Origin of the sequence: Pseudomonas fontis (assembly GCF_028656955.1) — a bacterium.
Taxonomy (GTDB): domain Bacteria; phylum Pseudomonadota; class Gammaproteobacteria; order Pseudomonadales; family Pseudomonadaceae; genus Aquipseudomonas; species Aquipseudomonas fontis.
Genome location: NZ_JAMDGY010000009.1, coordinates 1 through 18,581 on the forward strand (window position 1 = coordinate 1; position 18,581 = coordinate 18,581).

Annotated in this window: 28 protein-coding genes and 4 tRNA genes; 31 read left to right on the forward strand and 1 reads right to left on the reverse strand. The window is 57.8% G+C overall.

The window, feature by feature from the left end; all coding sequences use genetic code 11:
• Positions 1 to 185 precede the first annotated feature (185 nt).
• The gene (locus M5G11_RS01870; RefSeq protein WP_273911306.1) at positions 186 to 1,037 is read left to right on the forward strand and encodes a hypothetical protein; all 852 of its coding nucleotides are present in this window, start codon (positions 186 to 188) and stop codon (positions 1,035 to 1,037) included.
• Positions 1,038 to 1,081: 44 nt separating this feature from the next.
• Here the strand turns inward: M5G11_RS01870 and M5G11_RS01875 are convergent, their stop codons facing one another.
• Positions 1,082 to 1,864 (reverse strand): S24 family peptidase, encoded by a 783-nt coding sequence (locus tag M5G11_RS01875; RefSeq protein ID WP_420793818.1) that lies wholly within the window; start codon positions 1,862 to 1,864, stop codon positions 1,082 to 1,084.
• A 38-nt stretch (positions 1,865 to 1,902) separates the two neighbouring features.
• Between M5G11_RS01875 and M5G11_RS01880 the strand changes: the two genes are divergently transcribed.
• From M5G11_RS01880 to M5G11_RS02025, 30 genes are all read left to right on the forward strand, one after another.
• On the forward strand, positions 1,903 to 2,142 hold the full coding sequence (locus M5G11_RS01880; protein ID WP_273911307.1) for a helix-turn-helix domain-containing protein: 240 nt from the start codon (positions 1,903 to 1,905) through the stop codon (positions 2,140 to 2,142).
• Positions 2,143 to 2,173: 31 nt separating this feature from the next.
• The gene (locus tag M5G11_RS01885) at positions 2,174 to 2,374 is read left to right on the forward strand and encodes a hypothetical protein (RefSeq protein WP_034120602.1); all 201 of its coding nucleotides are present in this window, start codon (positions 2,174 to 2,176) and stop codon (positions 2,372 to 2,374) included.
• Between the two features lie 426 nt (positions 2,375 to 2,800).
• Complete coding sequence (locus tag M5G11_RS01890; RefSeq protein ID WP_273911308.1) at positions 2,801 to 3,721, forward strand: hypothetical protein; 921 nt, start codon at positions 2,801 to 2,803, stop codon at positions 3,719 to 3,721.
• Positions 3,696 to 4,472 (forward strand): hypothetical protein, encoded by a 777-nt coding sequence (locus tag M5G11_RS01895; protein WP_273911309.1) that lies wholly within the window; start codon positions 3,696 to 3,698, stop codon positions 4,470 to 4,472. The genes M5G11_RS01890 and M5G11_RS01895 overlap by 26 nt, the downstream gene beginning before the upstream one ends.
• A complete protein-coding gene (locus M5G11_RS01900) occupies positions 4,469 to 4,657 on the forward strand; it encodes a DUF1382 family protein (protein ID WP_273911310.1) in 189 nt (62 codons plus the stop codon). The genes M5G11_RS01895 and M5G11_RS01900 overlap by 4 nt, the downstream gene beginning before the upstream one ends.
• Positions 4,654 to 4,986 carry a hypothetical protein gene (locus tag M5G11_RS01905; RefSeq protein ID WP_273911311.1) on the forward strand — a complete coding sequence of 111 codons (333 nt, stop codon included), beginning with the start codon at positions 4,654 to 4,656 and terminating at the stop codon, positions 4,984 to 4,986. Before M5G11_RS01900 ends, M5G11_RS01905 begins: the two co-directional genes overlap by 4 nt.
• The gene (locus tag M5G11_RS01910; RefSeq protein ID WP_273911313.1) at positions 4,983 to 5,153 is read left to right on the forward strand and encodes a hypothetical protein; all 171 of its coding nucleotides are present in this window, start codon (positions 4,983 to 4,985) and stop codon (positions 5,151 to 5,153) included. Before M5G11_RS01905 ends, M5G11_RS01910 begins: the two co-directional genes overlap by 4 nt.
• On the forward strand, positions 5,150 to 5,650 hold the full coding sequence (locus M5G11_RS01915) for a recombination protein NinB (RefSeq protein ID WP_273911314.1): 501 nt from the start codon (positions 5,150 to 5,152) through the stop codon (positions 5,648 to 5,650). Before M5G11_RS01910 ends, M5G11_RS01915 begins: the two co-directional genes overlap by 4 nt.
• Positions 5,647 to 6,213 (forward strand): NUMOD4 motif-containing HNH endonuclease, encoded by a 567-nt coding sequence (locus tag M5G11_RS01920; protein WP_273911315.1) that lies wholly within the window; start codon positions 5,647 to 5,649, stop codon positions 6,211 to 6,213. Before M5G11_RS01915 ends, M5G11_RS01920 begins: the two co-directional genes overlap by 4 nt.
• Positions 6,210 to 6,698: a DNA N-6-adenine-methyltransferase gene (locus M5G11_RS01925; protein ID WP_273911316.1), complete on the forward strand. Its 489-nt coding sequence runs from the start codon at positions 6,210 to 6,212 to the stop codon at positions 6,696 to 6,698. Before M5G11_RS01920 ends, M5G11_RS01925 begins: the two co-directional genes overlap by 4 nt.
• A gap of 64 nt (positions 6,699 to 6,762) precedes the next feature.
• Complete coding sequence (locus tag M5G11_RS01930; protein ID WP_273911317.1) at positions 6,763 to 7,359, forward strand: recombination protein NinG; 597 nt, start codon at positions 6,763 to 6,765, stop codon at positions 7,357 to 7,359.
• Positions 7,356 to 7,937, forward strand: a complete 582-nt coding sequence (locus M5G11_RS01935; RefSeq protein WP_273911318.1) for a hypothetical protein — start codon at positions 7,356 to 7,358, stop codon at positions 7,935 to 7,937. The genes M5G11_RS01930 and M5G11_RS01935 overlap by 4 nt, the downstream gene beginning before the upstream one ends.
• 125 nt (positions 7,938 to 8,062) lie before the next feature.
• Positions 8,063 to 8,138, forward strand: a tRNA-Thr gene (locus tag M5G11_RS01940).
• A gap of 3 nt (positions 8,139 to 8,141) precedes the next feature.
• Positions 8,142 to 8,216: transfer RNA gene (locus M5G11_RS01945), tRNA-Asn, on the forward strand.
• Between the two features lie 203 nt (positions 8,217 to 8,419).
• Positions 8,420 to 8,489: transfer RNA gene (locus tag M5G11_RS01950), tRNA-OTHER, on the forward strand.
• Positions 8,490 to 8,493: 4 nt separating this feature from the next.
• Positions 8,494 to 8,569 (forward strand) — tRNA-Ile (locus M5G11_RS01955).
• 223 nt (positions 8,570 to 8,792) lie between these two features.
• Entirely contained in the window at positions 8,793 to 9,125 is a 333-nt protein-coding gene (locus M5G11_RS01960; RefSeq protein ID WP_273911319.1) for a phage holin, lambda family, read from the forward strand.
• 97 nt (positions 9,126 to 9,222) lie between these two features.
• Complete coding sequence (locus tag M5G11_RS01965) at positions 9,223 to 10,584, forward strand: DUF1073 domain-containing protein (protein WP_273911320.1); 1,362 nt, start codon at positions 9,223 to 9,225, stop codon at positions 10,582 to 10,584.
• Positions 10,517 to 11,440: a phage head morphogenesis protein gene (locus tag M5G11_RS01970; RefSeq protein ID WP_273911321.1), complete on the forward strand. Its 924-nt coding sequence runs from the start codon at positions 10,517 to 10,519 to the stop codon at positions 11,438 to 11,440. Before M5G11_RS01965 ends, M5G11_RS01970 begins: the two co-directional genes overlap by 68 nt.
• Before the next feature lie 4 nt (positions 11,441 to 11,444).
• Positions 11,445 to 12,560 (forward strand): DUF2213 domain-containing protein, encoded by a 1,116-nt coding sequence (locus tag M5G11_RS01975; protein ID WP_273911322.1) that lies wholly within the window; start codon positions 11,445 to 11,447, stop codon positions 12,558 to 12,560.
• On the forward strand, positions 12,560 to 13,069 hold the full coding sequence (locus tag M5G11_RS01980) for a structural cement protein Gp24 (RefSeq protein ID WP_273911323.1): 510 nt from the start codon (positions 12,560 to 12,562) through the stop codon (positions 13,067 to 13,069). Before M5G11_RS01975 ends, M5G11_RS01980 begins: the two co-directional genes overlap by 1 nt.
• Before the next feature lie 12 nt (positions 13,070 to 13,081).
• Entirely contained in the window at positions 13,082 to 14,059 is a 978-nt protein-coding gene (locus M5G11_RS01985; RefSeq protein ID WP_273911324.1) for a major capsid family protein, read from the forward strand.
• 9 nt (positions 14,060 to 14,068) lie between these two features.
• Positions 14,069 to 14,407, forward strand: coding sequence for a hypothetical protein (locus tag M5G11_RS01990; protein ID WP_273911325.1), 339 nt, complete (start codon positions 14,069 to 14,071; stop codon positions 14,405 to 14,407).
• A 66-nt stretch (positions 14,408 to 14,473) separates the two neighbouring features.
• Positions 14,474 to 14,917 (forward strand): DUF4054 domain-containing protein, encoded by a 444-nt coding sequence (locus M5G11_RS01995; RefSeq protein WP_273911326.1) that lies wholly within the window; start codon positions 14,474 to 14,476, stop codon positions 14,915 to 14,917.
• Complete coding sequence (locus M5G11_RS02000) at positions 14,914 to 15,534, forward strand: hypothetical protein (protein WP_273911327.1); 621 nt, start codon at positions 14,914 to 14,916, stop codon at positions 15,532 to 15,534. The genes M5G11_RS01995 and M5G11_RS02000 overlap by 4 nt, the downstream gene beginning before the upstream one ends.
• Positions 15,534 to 15,953 (forward strand): hypothetical protein, encoded by a 420-nt coding sequence (locus tag M5G11_RS02005; protein ID WP_273911328.1) that lies wholly within the window; start codon positions 15,534 to 15,536, stop codon positions 15,951 to 15,953. The genes M5G11_RS02000 and M5G11_RS02005 overlap by 1 nt, the downstream gene beginning before the upstream one ends.
• Positions 15,946 to 16,503, forward strand: coding sequence for a phage neck terminator protein (locus tag M5G11_RS02010; RefSeq protein ID WP_273911329.1), 558 nt, complete (start codon positions 15,946 to 15,948; stop codon positions 16,501 to 16,503). The genes M5G11_RS02005 and M5G11_RS02010 overlap by 8 nt, the downstream gene beginning before the upstream one ends.
• On the forward strand, positions 16,487 to 17,617 hold the full coding sequence (locus tag M5G11_RS02015; RefSeq protein WP_273911330.1) for a DUF3383 family protein: 1,131 nt from the start codon (positions 16,487 to 16,489) through the stop codon (positions 17,615 to 17,617). The genes M5G11_RS02010 and M5G11_RS02015 overlap by 17 nt, the downstream gene beginning before the upstream one ends.
• Positions 17,618 to 17,630: 13 nt before the next feature.
• On the forward strand, positions 17,631 to 18,035 hold the full coding sequence (locus tag M5G11_RS02020) for a hypothetical protein (RefSeq protein WP_092238873.1): 405 nt from the start codon (positions 17,631 to 17,633) through the stop codon (positions 18,033 to 18,035).
• Positions 18,032 to 18,478 carry a phage tail assembly chaperone gene (locus tag M5G11_RS02025; protein WP_273911331.1) on the forward strand — a complete coding sequence of 149 codons (447 nt, stop codon included), beginning with the start codon at positions 18,032 to 18,034 and terminating at the stop codon, positions 18,476 to 18,478. Before M5G11_RS02020 ends, M5G11_RS02025 begins: the two co-directional genes overlap by 4 nt.
• Positions 18,479 to 18,581 lie beyond the last annotated feature (103 nt).

Genomic DNA, 18,581 nt, shown 5'->3' on the forward strand with positions numbered 1-18,581 from the left:
GGCTGTGAGGCCCTGGCGAGTCCCTGTTGGGTGACTCGATGGAGTGAATATGTACCAATGGTTCATATTGGTCAAGTACCAAAAGTACATATTTTTATTCAAGGCACAAAAAACCGCTCAGGGCGGCTCTTAGAGTGGAGATGGCTCTCTGCTACAATCGGCGCACTTACGGAGCGGAGCTGGAAATGAAACGGATCATCGCCTTGTCAGTTGTACTGGCTTTGAGTGGCTGCGTTAGCTCGCCAGAGTACGTGGAAAGCGACTTCACCTTTGAGGATGTGTCTAGCTTCGACCAGGTCGGCGTGCGGGCAATCTCCAAGTCAACAGGGAAGACGATCGAGGCCTACGGAACCTGCACTGAGGATGAGCGTCGATACTTCATTGTTCGGAAAAGCTCGGGCGCATATGGAGGATTTGGAGATAAATGGGATGTGAGTATTGAGGGGCTTAGGCTCTACGCTGGAGAATCACATTATGAGGATGAAGCCACGTTCCTTGCGGCGATCTCTACATTAGAGGTGGTGGGGCCCGAAAATAAATTTGGTGGGCAGCAAAGGATTAGAGTTGCAAGTGCGCAAATGGATCGAATACCGACTCTTTGCAAGGCCAAGCAAGACGCCTTTACAGCCCACAAAAAGTCCATCTATGAGAAATCGGACGCGGAGAATGAAAGGCTGACAGATTCAGTAATAGAGCGCACAGGCGTGCAGCCTATGTTTCTTGGCAAGAACCTAAAAGATTTCAATGCTCTGGTCAGAATCTTCCAGGAAAATGGCACGACTAACTATAAGGAAAGGTTCGTATGGGTTTCTGACGGAGACTACAGAATCTCCCAAGTCGTTGAGGGTAGAGTCCTGCTTGTCAGCATGACCAATCCCGGCCTTTTCCCAACCATAACAATCATCACGGACAAGGAGGCACTGGAGGGGCAGTTTTGGTCTTCCGTGTCACGCGGGCCATTACAGTTTATAGGCGTATCCACCTATCAGACTGTTCTCGGCGCAAGCCGGCAGACTATCCTGTTCAAGTCCATCTAGTAAATCAAAGAGGTCCGCGAGCGGGAGAAAAGCTGGAGAATCTCCTAGAGCATCCCGCCGCGCCAGACGACACGCCCGATGATGCGAACCTCGTTTATCTCCCCGTCACGCAACGTCTCGTCGCCATACCGAGCCTTATCCGGGTTATCGCTCCGAATGATCCACCCAACGAAGTCCGACCTCACCAGGCGCTTCACGATCGTGCCTTTTGATTCGCTTTGCATAGCGAAGATCTGCCCGTCTTTCGGCTCAATCTTTGACTCATCCACCAACAGTACGTCGCCATCATTAATGGTCGGCTCCATGCTGTTACCGTTGGCGTAAATCACGTCCAAGTGCTTCTGGCTCAGGCCGTTTGCGCGCAACCAGGCGGACTTGAACGCCATGACTCCCCGAATCTCGACGTGCGGGTTGTCATCACCATCGCCAGTAGATCCTCGCGCAGTCAGTTGCAATACGCCGGTGTATTCCGGCTCATCTTGAAGATCAAAGCTTCGGGGTTGAATTCGGGAGTCCGGTGCCTGAGCAGGGGAGTCTTCACGCATTGCGCCACGCCCGTACTCCAGCCATTCAACCCTCACGGATAGCGCCGTGGCCAGGGCAAGCATTTTTGCCCCCCCAGGCATCGACTCTCCATTGAGCCACTTACTACAAGCCTTTGGAGTGACCTTCGCCATTTTTGCAAGGCGTACACCAGCTCCCCACTCCGGAATCCCCTCTGCGGCGAGAGCCTCCTTGAGCCGAGCGACAAACGATCTGCGTATTTCTTCTATCTGAACCATGGGTTCATGTTCGCACGCGCTTGCATGTACTTTCAGTTCCGACATAAGATGTACCGTAAGTTCATATTTTACTCGGAGGCCTTATGCGGCCGCTCAAGAAATCGATTGACGATGCTGGTGGTGTTCCGTCTGTGGCCTTGGCCTGCGGGAAGACCCCGCGCGCTATCTACAAGTGGCTTGTTGCCGACGCATTGCCGCGCACCGAGTACACAGGCGAAACCCAATACGCCAAGAAAATTGCAGAACTGGCTGCCGCGAATGGCAGGCCGTTCGAGCCCGCATGGCTGCTTGCCGAGGCTCACCCAAAGAAATCCGCCGCTTAAACCCAAATTCATCAGCCAGGAGCACCGAAGTATGTACATGGACCCCAATCAAAAGCGCGCCATTCCGGTGAAGGTTCGTTTCGAACCAGTGCTTGATCGGATTCTGCGTAAAGCCGCAAGCAAGACCCGTATGCAGCACGCCACGTATCTCTACGAAATCATCGAGTGGGCAGTTTCCAACGGTGTCATCGAAGAGCTCATGCAGGACAAACAAGAAGATATCGCGGGCTAGAGGCCTTTTGGAGGCCCGAATGAGCATTGAGCTTGAAAAGTTGCCGCCTAAAACGCGGCAAGCAGTGGAGGGGTTGATGCGCCAGAACGGGTGGAGTTTTGCCCAGGCCATCAACGCAATGATGGAGACATCAATCGCAAGTGGGGCGCTTTCAGAGGTCGGCCGGAAGAAGGCAATAGTCCTTCAGTTGGTTACCCCCATGAGGGCCTCAGGCAGGGACTCTTCAGGGTAATCCAGAGGGCCTCTGCCAAATTCAAGGCAAAAAAAAGCCGGGGTAGTGACCCGGCTCTCTTAAACATCTCGTGGGACTGATTATATGCAAACCACACCACATAGCAATACCCCAGTTAATTCCGCGCCACGTTTTTCGATTGATGAAAATGTGGCGCAAGCATCTTCAGTACCCATTACCAGAGGGCACTGATCATGGCCCGCGCTCGCAACATAAAACCCGCACTGTTTACCAACGAGATCCTGGGTGTAGGCCACCCACTGTGCACGCTGCTGTTTCAGGGTTTGTGGCTCCTTGCTGACAAAGAGGGTCGCCTTGAAGATCGTCCGTTGCGCATCAAGGCTGAAATCTTCCCTTATCGCGAAGCTGATGTTGACGCGATGCTTCATTGGTTGGCGCACAAAGGCTTCATCGTTCGCTACAGCGCTTCCGGGAAGGCGTTCATCGAGGTGTGCAACTTCACAAAGCACCAGAACCCTCACAAGAACGAGAAGGAATCAGAAATCCCTTCTATTTCAGAAGGTTGTATCACTTCCGATTTTCTCGGTACTCGTTCCGAAATTATCGGTACGACTCGGGCTGATTCCCTCTCTTCTGATTCTGATCTTCTGATTCCTGATTCACTGATTCCTGATGTCCTGAACCCGGATTCAAAACCCTTGCCAGTCGCCGAGGCTCCGGCGCCGTCGAACGTCAAGGTTCTGAATCCCAAGCCGAAGCAAAAGACCGAAGCGCAGATCGCCAATACCAACACCTGGGACTCTTACACCATCGCCTATCTTGATCGGTATGGCGTAGAGCCGGTGCGTAACGCGAAGGTCAATGGCCAAGTTGCCCAGCTTGTTCAACGGCTGGGGGCTGATGAGGCCCCGGGTGTCGCCGCGTTCTACGTTTCCATCAACGATTCGTTCTTCATCCGGGCCTCTCACGAGTTTGGATTGCTGGTGGCGCGCGCAGAGGGTATTCGCACGCAGTGGCTCACAGGTCGCCAGGTGAACGCGGTGACCGCCCGCCAGATGGAAAACACTCAAGCGAACATTAGCGCCGCCCAGGAGGCCAGTCGCAGCATTTTGGAAGGAGGGAACAGCAATGCTTTCCTACGCCGAAACCGCTGAACTGAGCATGGCCATCTGCGCCACTGCTGAAACCCTTGGGCAAGTGCTGAGCGCTCCTGCTGCCAAGCTGATGGCCGAGGACTTGGCCGAGCACCCCATGGACGTGATCGCCAACGCGCTTTGGTCATGCCGCCGCGAAGTGACTGGAAAGCTGACCCTTGCCGCGATTCTTCAGCGCGTCCAGGCCGCCGACGGCCGCCCCGGCAAGGATGAAGCCTGGGCCATTGCCATGACCACCAACGACGAATTTGAAACCGTGGTGCTGACCGACGAAATCCAGTTGGCCCTGGCGGCCGCAAAACCCGTCCTCGACGCCGGGGACAAGATCGGCGCCCGCATGGCCTTCATCAGCGCTTACGAGCGGTTTGTGAGCCAGTCGCGTGAAGACGCCAAGCCGGTCAACTGGCACGTTTCTGTGGGCTTCGACGCTAGCCGCCGTGTCCAGGCTGTGACCAAGGCAATGGAACTGAAGCGCATCCCTCGCGAACACGCCCAGAAGTATCTGGCTGACCTGAGCGTTGTTCCGGTCACCGAGGATGGACGCGCCATTGCCGGCCTGCTCACTGGTGCGGTGACTCAGCCTGCGCCGGTGCTGCGCAAGAAGCTGGAACTGGTGAAGAGCTCAATGATGGAAATGCGTAGGGCCAGCGAAGAGCGAAAGCTTGAAATACGCATTGAAGCGGCCAACGAGTTGGCGGATCGCCGGGCGCTGCTGATCAGACAGGCCCAGGAATTGGAGTCACGAGCATGAAGCGAGCAAACCCAGCACAGCTACGCCAATCCCTTGAGATGGCGAACACCATGGTCAAGCACGGAATCCGTTTCGTGTGCATGCCGGTGGTGGACGAAGCTGACCTTCATAACCTTGCCAGCCAGGCCGCTGAGCGCTTTGAGCGCATGGCATTGATCGCAGAAGCAGCGGAGCAACGGACATGAGCGAAATCACCAGAGGCGCAATCGGAATGCCTTTCGAGATGGCGATGGGAAGCGAGTTGTCCCGCCGCCAGTTCCATTCCATCGCCCAGGCGCTGCTGGCTGAGCGCGACCAGCTCAAGGCCGAGAACGAGGCGCTGCGAGGGGTTATGAGTGCCGTAGTCAATGAAATCCATGGGGCGCACATCAGTCGTTCCGGCAATGCGCCCGGCCACTGCCACTCGATTCCAGGTGTATGGGACGCGGACAACGGCGCCAAGGCTGGCAAAGAGTGCGCATGGTGCAAAGTTTGGAATTACGCCGTCGCCATGGGCAACGGAGAGAAGTCATGATCGGTAAAGGGTTTGGCGCGCGTTACTGGTGGTTCCGCATTCCCGGCGGTTACGGCCTTCACTTCCGATGGGTGAACGCCGGATATGTACCCCTTTTCAGCGAGCGAAACGGGCACGTGAAGGTGCTGAAACTTGGGAAGCTCTGGATCAAGGTGCTGCGGCCATGACCGACAAGATCAGCGTCAACTGCCAGGCCAAGCTCTCCGAGGCCATCACTAAGCCTCGCCATTTTTGGTCATCTGGCCCATCACGTGTGCGCGAGGTGTGTCGGTTGGCCTACCTCTTCGCTACCGACCTTGCGCTGGACGGAGCTATAGAGATCATCGTCCGCCCAGTGAAGTCACGCCGCACTCTGGAGCAGAACGCCAAGCTGTGGGCCATGTTGGCCGACATATCCCGCCAGGTCGAATGGCCAGTCAACGGCGTCATGCAGAGGCTCGACAGCGAGGACTGGAAGGCGCTCATGACCGCTGCGGCCCGCCAGGAGGTGCGCATGGCTTCGGGCATCAATGGCGGAGTCGTGATGCTAGGAGTCAGCACAAAGCGCATGACCGTGGCCGAACTTGGCGACGTGATCGAGTGCATGTACGTCTTCGGCGCTGAGCGCGATGTTCGCTGGAGCGAGCCGAAAGGACAAATGCCTGAGCAATGGGAGGCGGCATGAGCGAAATATGGATCGAAAGCAAAACATTGGCAGGGCGTTACATGGTCTCGTCGCTCGGGCGCGCAAAGCGGATGGCTCACGTTTCGACCGGCGTCTCGGGGGTCACTAAAAGCTATCCGGAGCGGTTGATTCAGCGTGCAAAGTCCCAAGACTACCCGAGGATTATCTTGAAGGTAAACGGTAAGGCGAAGGCGTATCTGGTCCACCGCCTTGTTGCTGAGATGTTCCTGCCGAACCCGGACAGCTTGCCGTGCATCAATCACAAAGACGGCGACAAGAGCAATCCGCACCCAGAGAACCTTGAGTGGTGCACGCACCAGGAAAATATGGCCCACGCAGCTGCTACGGGTCTCAGCGACTGCGCGGTGCCCGTCCAATCATCAAAGCAAGGTTCGGGCATGTGGTTCCCCTCTTTGGAGTCCGCTTGCCGCCACACAGGAGTGAGCAAGCCGTGCATCTGTGCGGCCGCCAAGAAAAAGCAGAAAACAGCAGGCGGAATGGAGTGGGGCTATGCCGCCCCTGGAGTGGTCTTCGACGATCTGCTGGGCGAGGTGGCGGCATGAGCGAGCACGAGAACTGTATTGGCGCAAGCGATGACTGGTATACGCCTCCATTCATATTCGATGCCTTGGCGCTCAAGTTTGATCTTGACCCTTGCAGCCCTGGGGCCAATCACTGGGTGCCGGCAGAGCAAGTGATCACCGCGCAGGAAGACGGCTTGAGCCGAGACTGGAATGGGCTCGTATGGATGAACCCGCCGTTTGGTGGGCGTAACGGCCAAGTTCCTTGGCTTGAGAAATTCATTGCGCACGGGAATGGCATTGCTCTCGTTGCAGCCCGGACCTCTGCCGGATGGTTCCATGACCTCGCGCCTCAATGTGATGGCCTGCTATTCCCCAAAGGGAAAACCAAATTTGTTCGGCCTGACGGAAGCATTGGGGGCTCCCCAGGAACCGGCGTAGTCCTCTTGGCTATGGGTGAGACGGCTTGTTCGGCGCTGCGCGCCAGTGGGCTGGGGATGTATCTCGAAATACAGGACGCGGCATGAGCCTTTTCCTCGCGGCATACACCATCGCGCTGCTTATCTGCTTTTTCGCCGGAGAAGACATTTGATGCTCGCCGCCAAACAGCCCAAGCCCAAGACCTGCAAGAACCCAGCATGCGGCGAGAAGTTCGTTGCCCAGCGCTTGGGCCAAGCCGTATGCAGCCCCAAGTGCGGCCTGGCCATCAAGCATGTGAACGAGGAGAAGGCGCGAAAGTCGCTGGATCAGGTTGGCCGCGCCGACATCAAGGTTCGCAAAGAGGCCCTGAAAAGTCGCGGCGACCACATGCGTGAAGCCCAGCAGGCGTTCAACGAGTACATCCGCACCCGGGACCAGGCCGCCGGCCACCACTGCATCTCGAGCGGCAAGCCGTTGGACTGGAGCGGCAACGCGGTAGATGCCGGGCATTACCGCAGCGTCGGCTCTGCCCCGCACCTGCGCTTCGATGAGCGTAACTGCCATGCCCAGAGCAAGCAGGACAACCGGTTCCTCTCAGGAAATGCGGTGGATTACCGGATCGGCCTGATAGCGCGCATTGGTCAGGAAGCCGTCAATGCACTTGAGGCCGACCAGAGCGTGCGCAAGTACACCGTCGAGCATATCAAGGGCATTAAGGCCTACTACCGGGCAAAGACCAGAGAACTGAAGAAGGGGGAGGCAGCATGAAGATCAACTCAGCGCGCCAGGCGTGGCATGACTGCAAGTACAACCCGGCCCCCGGCCAGACCTCTGACGTGGTGCAGCTGGGCGTGGTGGTGCAGACCACCGAGCGCGGGCCCACGGCAAACCACGCGGTTCACGGCGCGCTGGCTGGACACATCCAGTCGGCAATCGCCCGGCTGCACCCGCAGATCCGCGTGTTTGGCGACTTCATGTACGCCGCCGAGCAGAGCGACGACATCCGGGAAGCGGCGGAAGAGGTCGTGTTTCTTCTGGTGCAGAACCGCTCACCGCGCATGACGGCGGCAAAGCGCGAGAAGCTGGAGTTCGTCGTGAAGGGCGTACTACGCCGGTACCAGCATATGCACCAGGGCGGCCAGTCATCCAATGAAGACCCGCTGGCCAACGCCGAGAAGTTCCGGGCATGGATGTGGCAGGTCTATGAAGTGCGGCTGGAGTCGTGCAACTGGGAGCGGGATTGGGGTGGAATGCTGCAGCTGATCTTCGAGTGCTGCGAGGATCTGGATCGCCGCGCACTGAGCCCCGTTGCAGCGGTAATTTACGAAATGCGCGAGGCCGCATGAGGGCCTATTGCGTTCCCGTGCGGCTGGTGATACTTTATCGCCACTGCTAGAGTTTTGCCTTCGGCAACTTACTCTTGAAACACTAAACCCGGCCACTGTGTCGGGTTTTTTATTGCCTAAATTTCGCCGCCATAGCTCCAGCGGTAGAGCAGTCGCCTTGTAAGCGAATGGCCTGGGGTTCGAATCCTCGTGGCGGCACCAAATTGGTGAGTAGCACAGCGGTAGTGCAATCGGCTGTTAACCGATCGGTCAGTGGTTCGATCCCACTCTCACCAGCCAGTAACACCTGTAGCCAGGACAGCCCTCGGGAAGGCCTGGACGTCGATAGTCGGACAGTGCGACGTACGAGAACAACCCCGGCAGCCCGCGCACCCTTACCTCAATGCTTATGGGGTGGCGCGAGACAGGAACGGCGAGGTCGGTGCATAGGGGCGTCGACGCTGGGATGGTCTTTGGCAGGCGGCGTGGGAAGACACGCAATTGCGGGTAGCGCAGGTCGCTAGACAGCCTTCCAAGCTTTCGATCAGGGTTCGATTCCCTGTATCCGCTCCAAATCTGGCCCGAAGCATTGACGGTTGATGCGCCCGGCTCATAACCGGGGGAAGAGGGTTCAAGCCCCTACGGGCCGACCAAGTTCTGAAGCGGCGGAGATTGAAGCCAGATCCGCACGGTCATGCTGGAAGGGAAAGCGCCCAGCCTTCGAACACCTATTCAGGGCCTCGACATTGATCGAGGCCTTTTCGTTTTCGGCTCCGCCACACCCATTGCTCCGAGCTGGGAGTGCTGTGTGAGCCGATTCAATTCCGCAGGTCATGGCCTGTCGTATTCCTAACTCCCTGACGGGGAGGAACCGAGATGTCCAACATGCCAGACAAACCAGACACCTGGGCGATAGCGCTTGCGTGGTTTAGCCAGCATTCGCCAATCCTCTATGCGGCTGCGTTGTCCTGTGCGATGGCTGTTCTGCGAATCACCTACGGTGGTGGTACACGTCGCCAGATGATCGTTGAGGGCGCTATCTGTGGCGGCCTGGCCCTGACCATCATCAGCGGCCTTGAGTTCTTCTCGCTCCCGCAGAGCATGGCCACCTTCGTCGGCGGCTGGGTTGGTTTCCTGGGCGTGGAGAAGATCCGGTCCATTGCTGACCGGGTGACTGACTTCAAGCTGCCAGGCCGCAAGGTAGATTAATCCGCGCCACGTTTTCACAACCGCCGTTTCGTGGCGCGAGATAGATCAATTTATGACCACATCAAAACCGCGAATTCAGATTCAGGCCGGTAAGGTCGTGTCAACTGATAGTTTGTCGAACATGGTTGCCAACATCGGCACCAACCGAGACAAGCGCACGCACAACGTTTTCGGCTTTGAGTTCGTCAACCAGATTGAGCTTGAGGCGGCGTATCAGTCGAACTGGATTGCCCGCCGTATCGTGGACAAGCCGAACGAAGACGCGCTGCGTGAGTGGCGCACGTTCAATGGCAAGCAGGCCAAGGACATCCAGAACGAAGAGCGCCGCCTGGGTGTTCAGCAGGCTTACCTTGATACGTGCTGCTGGGCTGACCTGTACGGTGGCGCCGCGCTGCTGATGGTGACCGGGCAAGACCTGAGCGAGCCCCTCGACCTGAAGAAGGTCAAGAAGGGCGACCTGAAGAACCTGGTCGTCCTCGACCGCTGGGATATCCAGCCAACAGAATTCAACCTGACTGACCCGCTAAAGCCTAACTGGATGCTCCCCGAGTACTACATGATGGTGAACGGCGAGCAGCGTATTCACTACAGCCACATCATTCGCCGCACTGGGGCTCGCCTGCCGCGCCGTATGCGCATGTTTGAGCAAGGCTGGGGTGACAGCCGCCTACGTCGCTGCATGTCTGACCTGCGTGATGTGGTAGCTACCAAGGGCGGTATTGCTTCCCTAGTGCTGGAAGCGAACGTCGACACCATTAAGGTTAAGGGCCTCAAGGCCGCCTTGGCCAGCGCCCAGTGCGACAACGTCACCGAGCGCTATCGCATGTTCGGCATGATGAAGTCCCTGGTTAACCTGGGCCTGCTCGATGCCGAAAGCGAAGAGTACGAGCGCAACAGTATCTCGTTCTCCGGCCTTAGCCAGATCATGGAACAGTTCATGGTGTGGACTGCTGGCGCAGCTGAGATGCCGGTTACTGAGCTATGGGGCCAATCGGCGTCGGGCTTGAGTGCCACCGGTGAAGGTGACCGCAAGACCTACGAAGGGACGATCAAGGGCAAGCAGGATGGCCAGATGCGTCTCGACCTTGAAGCGCTTGATCAGGTGCTTATCCGTTCGGCCCTTGGCGACTACCCCGAAGATCTTGAATTTGAATGGAAGCCTCTGTCCCTGCCTACGGGGACTGAACAGGCCCAGGAAGATCTGGCAGACGCCCAGGCTGACGCGATGAGCATTGAGGCTGGCGTCATTCGCCCGAGCCACGCCATGCGCCGCGTACAGTCGAAAGGCACGTACGCCATCACCGACGAACAGATCGCCGCCCAAGAGAAGATCGAGAAGGATCAGGACAATGGAATCGGCGATGACGGCAAAGACCTCCCAGGTTTCGACCTTGGAGAAGCTGACGGCGACAAACCTGGGGTTGATGGAGCAGCGGAAAAAGAAACCCCGCGCCCCTAAGCCTGTCCTGCCAAGCCAAGAGGCTGAGCGCTACTACAGCGGGCAGCTTCGTGGAATGGTCAGGCTGATGGCTGGGGAACTGGTCAAGGCGCTTGAGCCTGAGCTGAAACGCCTTAAGCGTGACTACACCGCCGACGCCAAGCCGACCATGGATGGCTGGACTGACGACATCCTCGCAGCGATACGCGGGGTATCACGCCGATTCAGCTCATCCCTGTTCGAATCCCAGATCCAGCGGGTGGCTGCCAGCACTGTCAGCCGGGCTGATGCGGATAACGCTGAAGACTTCCGCAAGTCTGTCAATCAAGCCGTCGGTGTCGACTTCCAGCTGATCACCCGAACTAAGGGTATGCAGGACTACTTGGAAGCCTCCACAGCCGAGAACGTGAACTTGATCAAGTCGATACCCGACGAGTACTTCAAAAACGTCGAGACGATCGTTCTGGGCGGCATGAAGGATGGGCTTGCCCCTACCGCCATAGCCAAGCAGATCCAAGAGCAGACCGGGGTCAGTGCTCGCCGGGCCAAGCTCATCGCTCGGGATCAGGTGTCGCAGCTGAATAGCGACCTGACCCGGCAACGCCAAGCAGCGGCCGGCATCGAGTTCTATAAAGCAGTGGACGCTGGCGATCAGCGCGTATCTGGCGCGCCAGGCGGGAAATACCCCAACGCCAAGATCAGTTGCTACGGCATTGCGCGACAGGACATCGGCTACGGGCCAGGCGTCTACAAGGTCGCTGACGGTGCCCCGTGGGGCGGCAAGACCGGCCTGCATCCTGGCAAGCATCACGTTCTCTGCCGATGCGTAGGCCTGGCCATGATCCCAGGCGTGAACTACTTCCCCAAAGACGGGTAACCCAATGCAAAGAATGACCATCGATGAGGCCTTCAAGCCTACGTCGCGAACACTCACGGCTGAAGGTTTTCTATGCGTGAAAGGCATTGCGGCACGGACAGGGGTTTATCAGTACCTGTCGAGCGAGCTGGATCTGGACGGTCCCGAGCGGATCGTCAATGTCTACCGCTCGCCCGAAGAGGTGTTCAAGCCCGAGTCCATGGCCACCTATCTCGACAAGGACGTGACCAACGACCACCCGGACGACTTGGTTGATTCGACCACCTTTAAGGATGTGTCGGTCGGCCATGTGCGCGGCGTTGAGCGGGACGGTGACAACCTCATCGTGGACATGATCATCAAGGATCAGTCCGCCATCGACGACATTCAGTCCGGCAAGGCCGAACTATCCCCCGGCTACCTCGCTGAATACGTGGAAGCCCCAGGCGTTTCCCCCGACGGCACCGCCTACGAATACGAGCAGCGTGACATTCAAATCAATCACAACGCCGTTGTAGAAGCAGCGCGGGCCGGAAAGGTCGCCCGCATTTTTGACCACAAACCGAAAGGTATTACCCATATGGCGACCCGGAAAGTCTTTCTGGACTCCAAGAAAAGCCGCTCCATCATCCTGGACGAAGAGGCCGCAACGGTAGTCGAAGACGCCGTGGCAGCCTTGCAAAAGTTCGCGGATGAAGAAGCGGAGCGCGCAGACAAAGCTGAAGCCACCAAGGACGAAGCCGAAGAGAAGCTGGAAGAGGCCAAGAAGGAAACTTCCGATGCCGCTATCGGCGTGCGCGTGAAAGCAACCCTCGACACCATTGCTCTGGCTACCAGGCTCGTTAAGAGCTTCGACGCCAAAGGCTTGGTCTCCCCCATCGAAATCAAGCGCGCCGCGATGGCGAAGCTCAAGCCGACTCGCGACTGGGCAAGCAAGTCTGACGCCTATGTCACCCATGTTTTCGACTCCGCTGCCGAAGAGGCCGAAGAGAAGAAAACCGAGGACGACGATGAGGATGACGACAAATCGAAAGTCAACGATAGCCTGAAGCAGTTCGCCAAGGACGCTGCAGCTCGCGGCCTTAAGCCAACTCAAGACGGTACTGACGCCTACAACAAATTCCTGAGTGGTGGCAAATAATGGGCATTGCAATTGATACCTTCGGCCAGTACGCCGGCAAGGCCTACGAAGGCCAGATCAATGACCTGAGCATGGCGGATGTAACCACCGCTGTCGCAGCTGTCGCCATTCCATTCGCGCGCGCCGTGGTCTCCGCAGCCATCGACAAGCAGGGCGCATTGCCTGCCGCTGGAGCTGGTTTCTTCCTGGGCATCTCGGTACGCAAGCCGGTTGGCGTGAGCGGTAACTACATGACTGGCCAGGTCTCCGACAGCGGCAACACTGTTGGCGGCTACCGCCCGAACGAAGAAGTCAGCCTGATCAGCACTGGCCGCATCTGGGTCAAGACCTTGGCCGGTGCCACCAAGGGCGCGCAGGTTTACGCCGTGCCACTGACTGGCGAACTGACCAACGCGGCCACAGCAGGTAATCACCTGCTGCCAGGTTGCGTATTCAAGACTACCGCGGCGGCGGGTGAGCTGGCGCTGGTACAGGTCAAGTCCGACGTCACCACCACCATCGCCGCTTAAGGATCAGATCGAATGAAGACTTTCGACGCTTCCCCCCAGGCGCAACTGGGATTCCTGTTGGGTCAACTGACCTACGTTGAACAGGAAGTCCTGCGCCAGCCATACCCAGAAATCAAATACCCGTCGATCCTGACCGTCGACACCTCGGCACCGGATTACACCGAGTCGATCGCCTTCAAGGTTCTCGACTACAAGGGTGAGCCGGCACCAATCGGTGACGTTTCCCACGATTTCCCGCTCGCTGAAATCGCTGCCAAGGTCGGCGGTGTTGACGTGGTTCAGGCTGGCCTGGGCTACACCTACACCCAGATCGAAGTCGGCAAGGCCATGCAAATCGCCAACTCCGTCGGCTTCGGCGGTGCGATCAACCTGTTGGCCGAAAAGCCAATCGCAACCCGCACCCTGACCGAGCAGTGGCTGGACCGTGTAGCGTTCGTCGGTGATGCTCGCTGGCCTTCGCTGACCACTGGTGGCCTGCTGAAGTATCCAGGTGTCCCGGTTGTTGCTACCGGCACCCTGTTGGGTGGCGCGAACAAGACCATCGCCCAGATCCTGGCTGGTGGCGGTGAGACGGCTGCGAACGAGATCCTGACTCTGCTGAACAACGCGATCCTGCGTGTTTACGCTACTCAGACCAACTCGATCTTCCGCCCGACTCACATCCTGCTGCCGCTGGTTGAATACGGACTGCTTACCACCTTCCGAATCCCGAACACCTCGGAAACGCTGGTTAGCTACTTGGAGCGGGTGCTGAACATCACCATCGAGCCAATCTTGCAGGCGTCAACTGCTGGTGTTGGTGGCGTCAACCGCATGATGGTCTACACCAAGAACGCCCAGTTCGCCAAGTTCCACTTGCCAATGCCTTACACGCTGAACGCGCCGATCCCGTCTCACGGCGGCCTGCGCTTCGAGGCTGCTGGCGTGGTGCGCACCGCTGGTACTGAGCTGCGTGTTCCGATGTCCCACTTGTACGTCGACGGCGTTTAAGGAGGCCATATGGCTCGCAAACAAGGCAAAACAGGCGAGGCCGCTTCGGCGGACCTCGTTGTCTGGACCAACGTCAGCAAGAACCCGGTGATCCTGGGCGACGGCAGCACTGTGGGGGCTGGCCAGCAAACCACCCCAGAGCAGGCTGAGTTCGCCGAGGGCTCGTTGTGGGAGGAGCATGGCGTGCTGGTATCTGGTGCACCAGTGCTCATGGATGATGGTGCCGATCAGATCGCGGCGTTGACTGCCGAAGTCGAAACCCTCCGGGGTCAGCTGGCTGCCGCTGCCAGCGATAAAGAAGTGCTGCTGGCTGAAGTCGAAGAGCTGAAAAAGCAGATCGCTGTCTAAGAGTGATCTGAACAAAGCCCAATAGCCCCGCCCAGTGCGGGGCTGTTTCATTCTGGAGTCTGACCCGTGGCTGAACTGACCATTGAAGTGACGCCGGCGGTCATTGCGGACTTCCGAGCGTTTTACCCTGAATTTTCAGATGTCACTGCCTGGCCTGATGCATCCATCACCCGGGCGCTGTACATCGCACGCGGCGAGTTTGGCGGCTGCGGCTGCGCTGGATGGGGGGATTACAAGCCCTACTCATTCCTCCAGCGCGGCTGGTTCGCCCTCGCAGCGCATTACCTGACCTGGAACAAGCTGGCTACTGATGCAACATCGACGGACGGAAGCGCTTCGACACCCTACGCTCAGTCCAGCAAGAGCGTGCGAGATGAGTCGGTGTCCTACGCCATTCCAGGCGCAAACGCATCGCTGACGACCTGGGATGCGGCCTTGGCCCTTACCCCATACGGTCTTGAGTACCTGAAACTACGCGATAGGGCTGGCATGGGAGCGGTCTGCGTATGATTGAGCCGACCGTCAGTCTGGTTAACACTCAACAGGTCCACAAGGCACTGAAAGACCTAGCCAAAAGGCTAAAGGGGCGCGAAAAAGTTCTGGTTGGCGTCCCGAAAGGCGCCGGTGTTTATGAGGATGGCCTGACCATCGCCACTATTGCGGCAGTAAACGAATTCGGCGCTGAGGACATCAAGCATAAAGGCGGCGTCTCCTATGGCTACAAGACGGAGAAGGACGCAGAGGCCGGGCATGTGAGATTCATGAAAACCGGCGAGGGGTTCATGGAGCTAGGGAAAACAAGTGCGCACACAGGAAGTATTCCTGCGCGACCCTTCCTGCATCCAGGCGTTGAAAATGCGGCCCCGTTATTCACCAAGCTCGCGGAGCTCATGATTCCAAAGGTGCTCACTGGCGAGTTTGCCATGAGAACTCTTCTTGAGCAGATGGGGAACATGGCAGAGAGCAGTGTCAAGCAGGCCATCACCGATCTCAAAGACCCGCCAAACGCCAGATCAACTATTGCGAAGAAAGGGTCTGACAACCCACTTATCGATACGGGCAACCTCCGACAATCCATCCGCTACGTCATTGATGACGGGGCCGAACCTATCGAAGAGGGTTTGTGATGAGCCTGAACATGCGCGGACACGTCAGCGGGCCATTCATCACGCATAAAGGTGTGATCCTGAACCGCTACACCAGTGAGATCGTAGATTTTGAGCCGGTCCTGGCCCTAACCTACACCGACACCTTCGACTCCAATGTCCAGCCGGTCAGCGATAAGGAAATCGAATTCCTCCAGATCGGCGCCGAGCGAATCAACGACGTGCGAGTGATCCACCGCAACGATGGCAAGGGAATCGAGGTATCGACCCCCGGCAAGCTGGCCGACATCCTGGTGTTCGCCGAGACGCCCGATAAGGCAGCGACCTGGTGGAAGTCCATTGCGACAGACTATCGCCCATGGCACAACTTCTGCCGCGCCGTGGTAGCCAAGCTTGACCCTGCCGAGATAGCCAGCCTGGAGGCGCACACCGATGCTTGACTCCAAAGCGCTATCCAAGGCGGTCTGTCGGATTGTCGTGGCTGTTACTGGCCTGCCGGCGGACAAGGTAATCCTGGCGGACAACAACACCGCTGCGCCATCTGGCAGTTATTGCGCGGTGCGTCTGCAAAACCCTGAGCAATTCGGGCAGGCGCTCAACTCGCAAACCAACGTGCCGGCCGAAGACGACCCTCAATACGAGGACATCATCGCCAAGGTGGCTACCCAGTTCACGCTGGGGTTCAGCATCAACTTCTACCGGGCCGGAGCCTTGATGTATGCCGCAGCCCTGTGTGAGGCGAACAAGCGAGAACCGGTGAAGACCATCCTGCGCGCTGCAAAGCTCGGCTGGTCCCGCGTGTCACCAATCAACAACCTGACCGGCCTATATCAGGCCGCCATGGAAGAGCGCTCCCAGCTCACACTCTACCTGTATGGCGAATCAATCGCAGAAGACCGCGTACAGCGGATCTATCGCGCGGGCTTCTCCGTGCAAACCGAACAATCTGGCGCTGTCGCGCAAGGGGAAGTAAATGGCTTATCCGGCTGAAGACATCATCAACATCAACGTCCTGATCAACTCGGCCGGGCTTGGGACTTCCAACTTCGGCGCTGGCATGGTGTTTGCGGACTTCGATTCGTCGAGCGATGCGACATTCGTGACCGGGACTTACCGGGACTACGGCACAGCGGCTCAGGTAGCGGAGGATTTCAACATCGCTTCCGACCCATACGCGGCTGCACTGGCATGGTTTTCGGCGATTCCCAAGCCTAAGACTCTGCGCATCTACCTGCGCATCGAGGAAGACACCCCTGTCGAGTCGCTGAATGACGCGATCAGCAAGGGCATTTGGTTCTACTGGTACGAGTTCGAAACCTCTATCCGCGCCGTGGATGCAGATGTTTTGGCCCTGGCGGCTGCTGGCGATGCCGCAAGCAAGTTCTTTGCCTTCACCACCAACCAGGCAACCGTTCGAGACCCGTCTGTAACCACCGACATCGTCAGCAAGGCATTTGTGCAGGGCTCTCGCCGCATGTTCATTGTGAGCCATGCTACCGAGCCCTACGCCGGTTTTGAGTTGGCGGCTGTGTTCAGTCGCGTAAATTTCAACGCGGCCAACTCGACCATCACCGGCGAATTCAAAAAGCTTCCGGGCATTGACGCCGAAAGCCTGACGCCGACCGCCTACAGCACCATGAAGTCGAAGGGCGCGATCTTCTACACGGTTGTCGAGACCGGTGGCGAGAAGGACATGGGGCGAATCATCAACTCCAAGACCACTTCCACCTTCGGCGAGTACATCGACGATGTGTTCAACCTGGATGCATTCGTAAACTTTGAACGAGTGGCGCTGTACAACGCCCTCACCAAGGTTCCTACGAAACTTCGGCAGACCCCGCCAGGCCAGCAGGTGCTTATCAACGCAGGCTCTCAGGTCGGCGAGGTATTCATCGACAACGGCTATCTGGGCGAACGGATCTTCACCGATGACGAAACCGGTGAAGAAAAAATCAGCCGCGGCTACGAGATGCTCACCAAAGCGGAGGAAATTCTTCGGATTTCTGATTCTGAGCGCGCCAATCGTGACTCCGCACCAATCCGCATGCGCATCTTCCGCGCTGGCGCTATCCATGCTGTCGACCTGACCGCCAACGTTGAATAAGGAGCTCTGACCCATGTCTGTAGCTGATCTTTCCGTAGAAAACACAATCATGGTCATCACTGGCGTCGGCGTGCTGGATGATTGGGGTCGAACTGATCCGCCATTCACCGTTGAGGTAATAGACGATCAGGCAAACCTGAGTCGAGGCCTGGGCGGCAACGCTGTGCGGTTCCATCGCAAAAACCCTGGCCTTCGCGTGACCGCCAACCTTATGCCAGGCAGCCCTCAGGCCCTGGCAATGCAGGCGCTTATCTTGGCTCGAACCGAGATGTCAGGTTCCTATGCCTCGATTGCAGGCCTGGAGGGAGCGGTGTTTTCTGAGGGCGTAATCACCCGAGGAAAGTCGATGGCCCGTGGTGGCCCCGGCATGAATGACGCCACCTTCGTCATGGAGTTCAACAAAGGCGTGATTGTATGAGTCAGGCTGAATCCTATATCCGGACCATTGAGCATGACGGGATGACCTACCGTTTCGGCATGCCCAGCGCCGAGAAGCAGCGTGCAGTTCTGTTCCGCTTGGGCAAGTACGGCGTAGAGCCAATGATCAAGGGCCTGGCCCTGGCTGAACTAGGTAGTGCCTCTTCGTTCATCGTCGCCGGTGGAATCGTTGGCGCCATGCTCTCGCGTATGCCCGAGGACGACTTCAACTTCGTCTGTGACTCCATGCTGGGCAAGCTGTTCAAGGAAGGCAGCCAAACGCCGCTGACCATGGAAGACTTTTCCGGGCGCCTGAAGACCTACTTCACCATTGTGGTGCTGGCTCTCGGGAACGCCTTCGAGGATTTTTCCGGACTCCTGACCCCCTTCCAGAAATCTACCGCTTCAGCCGAGGCGCCGGATTCGAGTCAGGAGAGCGCCTAAACCCGGCTGTCGATTGGGAACTGTGGCGCCCGTGCGTTGGTATACCTGGGCTTTGCCCGCCGCTTTGCACCTATAACCAGCTCACTGACGGTACCCATTCGCT

Coding starts and splice junctions, on each gene's coding strand:
- M5G11_RS01875 (WP_420793818.1), bottom strand. CDS start 1,864: ATGTCGGAACTGAAAGTACATGCAAGCGCGTGCGAACATGAACCCATG.
- M5G11_RS01915 (WP_273911314.1), top strand. CDS start 5,150: ATGACCGACAAGATCAGCGTCAACTGCCAGGCCAAGCTCTCCGAGGCC.
- M5G11_RS01900 (WP_273911310.1), top strand. CDS start 4,469: ATGAAGCGAGCAAACCCAGCACAGCTACGCCAATCCCTTGAGATGGCG.
- M5G11_RS01880 (WP_273911307.1), top strand. CDS start 1,903: ATGCGGCCGCTCAAGAAATCGATTGACGATGCTGGTGGTGTTCCGTCT.
- M5G11_RS01895 (WP_273911309.1), top strand. CDS start 3,696: ATGCTTTCCTACGCCGAAACCGCTGAACTGAGCATGGCCATCTGCGCC.
- M5G11_RS01910 (WP_273911313.1), top strand. CDS start 4,983: ATGATCGGTAAAGGGTTTGGCGCGCGTTACTGGTGGTTCCGCATTCCC.
- M5G11_RS01870 (WP_273911306.1), top strand. CDS start 186: ATGAAACGGATCATCGCCTTGTCAGTTGTACTGGCTTTGAGTGGCTGC.
- M5G11_RS01935 (WP_273911318.1), top strand. CDS start 7,356: ATGAAGATCAACTCAGCGCGCCAGGCGTGGCATGACTGCAAGTACAAC.
- M5G11_RS01925 (WP_273911316.1), top strand. CDS start 6,210: ATGAGCGAGCACGAGAACTGTATTGGCGCAAGCGATGACTGGTATACG.
- M5G11_RS02025 (WP_273911331.1), top strand. CDS start 18,032: ATGAGTCAGGCTGAATCCTATATCCGGACCATTGAGCATGACGGGATG.
- M5G11_RS01985 (WP_273911324.1), top strand. CDS start 13,082: ATGAAGACTTTCGACGCTTCCCCCCAGGCGCAACTGGGATTCCTGTTG.
- M5G11_RS01885 (WP_034120602.1), top strand. CDS start 2,174: ATGTACATGGACCCCAATCAAAAGCGCGCCATTCCGGTGAAGGTTCGT.
- M5G11_RS02010 (WP_273911329.1), top strand. CDS start 15,946: ATGCTTGACTCCAAAGCGCTATCCAAGGCGGTCTGTCGGATTGTCGTG.
- M5G11_RS01990 (WP_273911325.1), top strand. CDS start 14,069: ATGGCTCGCAAACAAGGCAAAACAGGCGAGGCCGCTTCGGCGGACCTC.
- M5G11_RS01890 (WP_273911308.1), top strand. CDS start 2,801: ATGGCCCGCGCTCGCAACATAAAACCCGCACTGTTTACCAACGAGATC.
- M5G11_RS02015 (WP_273911330.1), top strand. CDS start 16,487: ATGGCTTATCCGGCTGAAGACATCATCAACATCAACGTCCTGATCAAC.
- M5G11_RS01920 (WP_273911315.1), top strand. CDS start 5,647: ATGAGCGAAATATGGATCGAAAGCAAAACATTGGCAGGGCGTTACATG.
- M5G11_RS01930 (WP_273911317.1), top strand. CDS start 6,763: ATGCTCGCCGCCAAACAGCCCAAGCCCAAGACCTGCAAGAACCCAGCA.
- M5G11_RS01905 (WP_273911311.1), top strand. CDS start 4,654: ATGAGCGAAATCACCAGAGGCGCAATCGGAATGCCTTTCGAGATGGCG.
- M5G11_RS02000 (WP_273911327.1), top strand. CDS start 14,914: ATGATTGAGCCGACCGTCAGTCTGGTTAACACTCAACAGGTCCACAAG.
- M5G11_RS01975 (WP_273911322.1), top strand. CDS start 11,445: ATGCAAAGAATGACCATCGATGAGGCCTTCAAGCCTACGTCGCGAACA.
- M5G11_RS01960 (WP_273911319.1), top strand. CDS start 8,793: ATGTCCAACATGCCAGACAAACCAGACACCTGGGCGATAGCGCTTGCG.
- M5G11_RS01980 (WP_273911323.1), top strand. CDS start 12,560: ATGGGCATTGCAATTGATACCTTCGGCCAGTACGCCGGCAAGGCCTAC.
- M5G11_RS02020 (WP_092238873.1), top strand. CDS start 17,631: ATGTCTGTAGCTGATCTTTCCGTAGAAAACACAATCATGGTCATCACT.
- M5G11_RS02005 (WP_273911328.1), top strand. CDS start 15,534: ATGAGCCTGAACATGCGCGGACACGTCAGCGGGCCATTCATCACGCAT.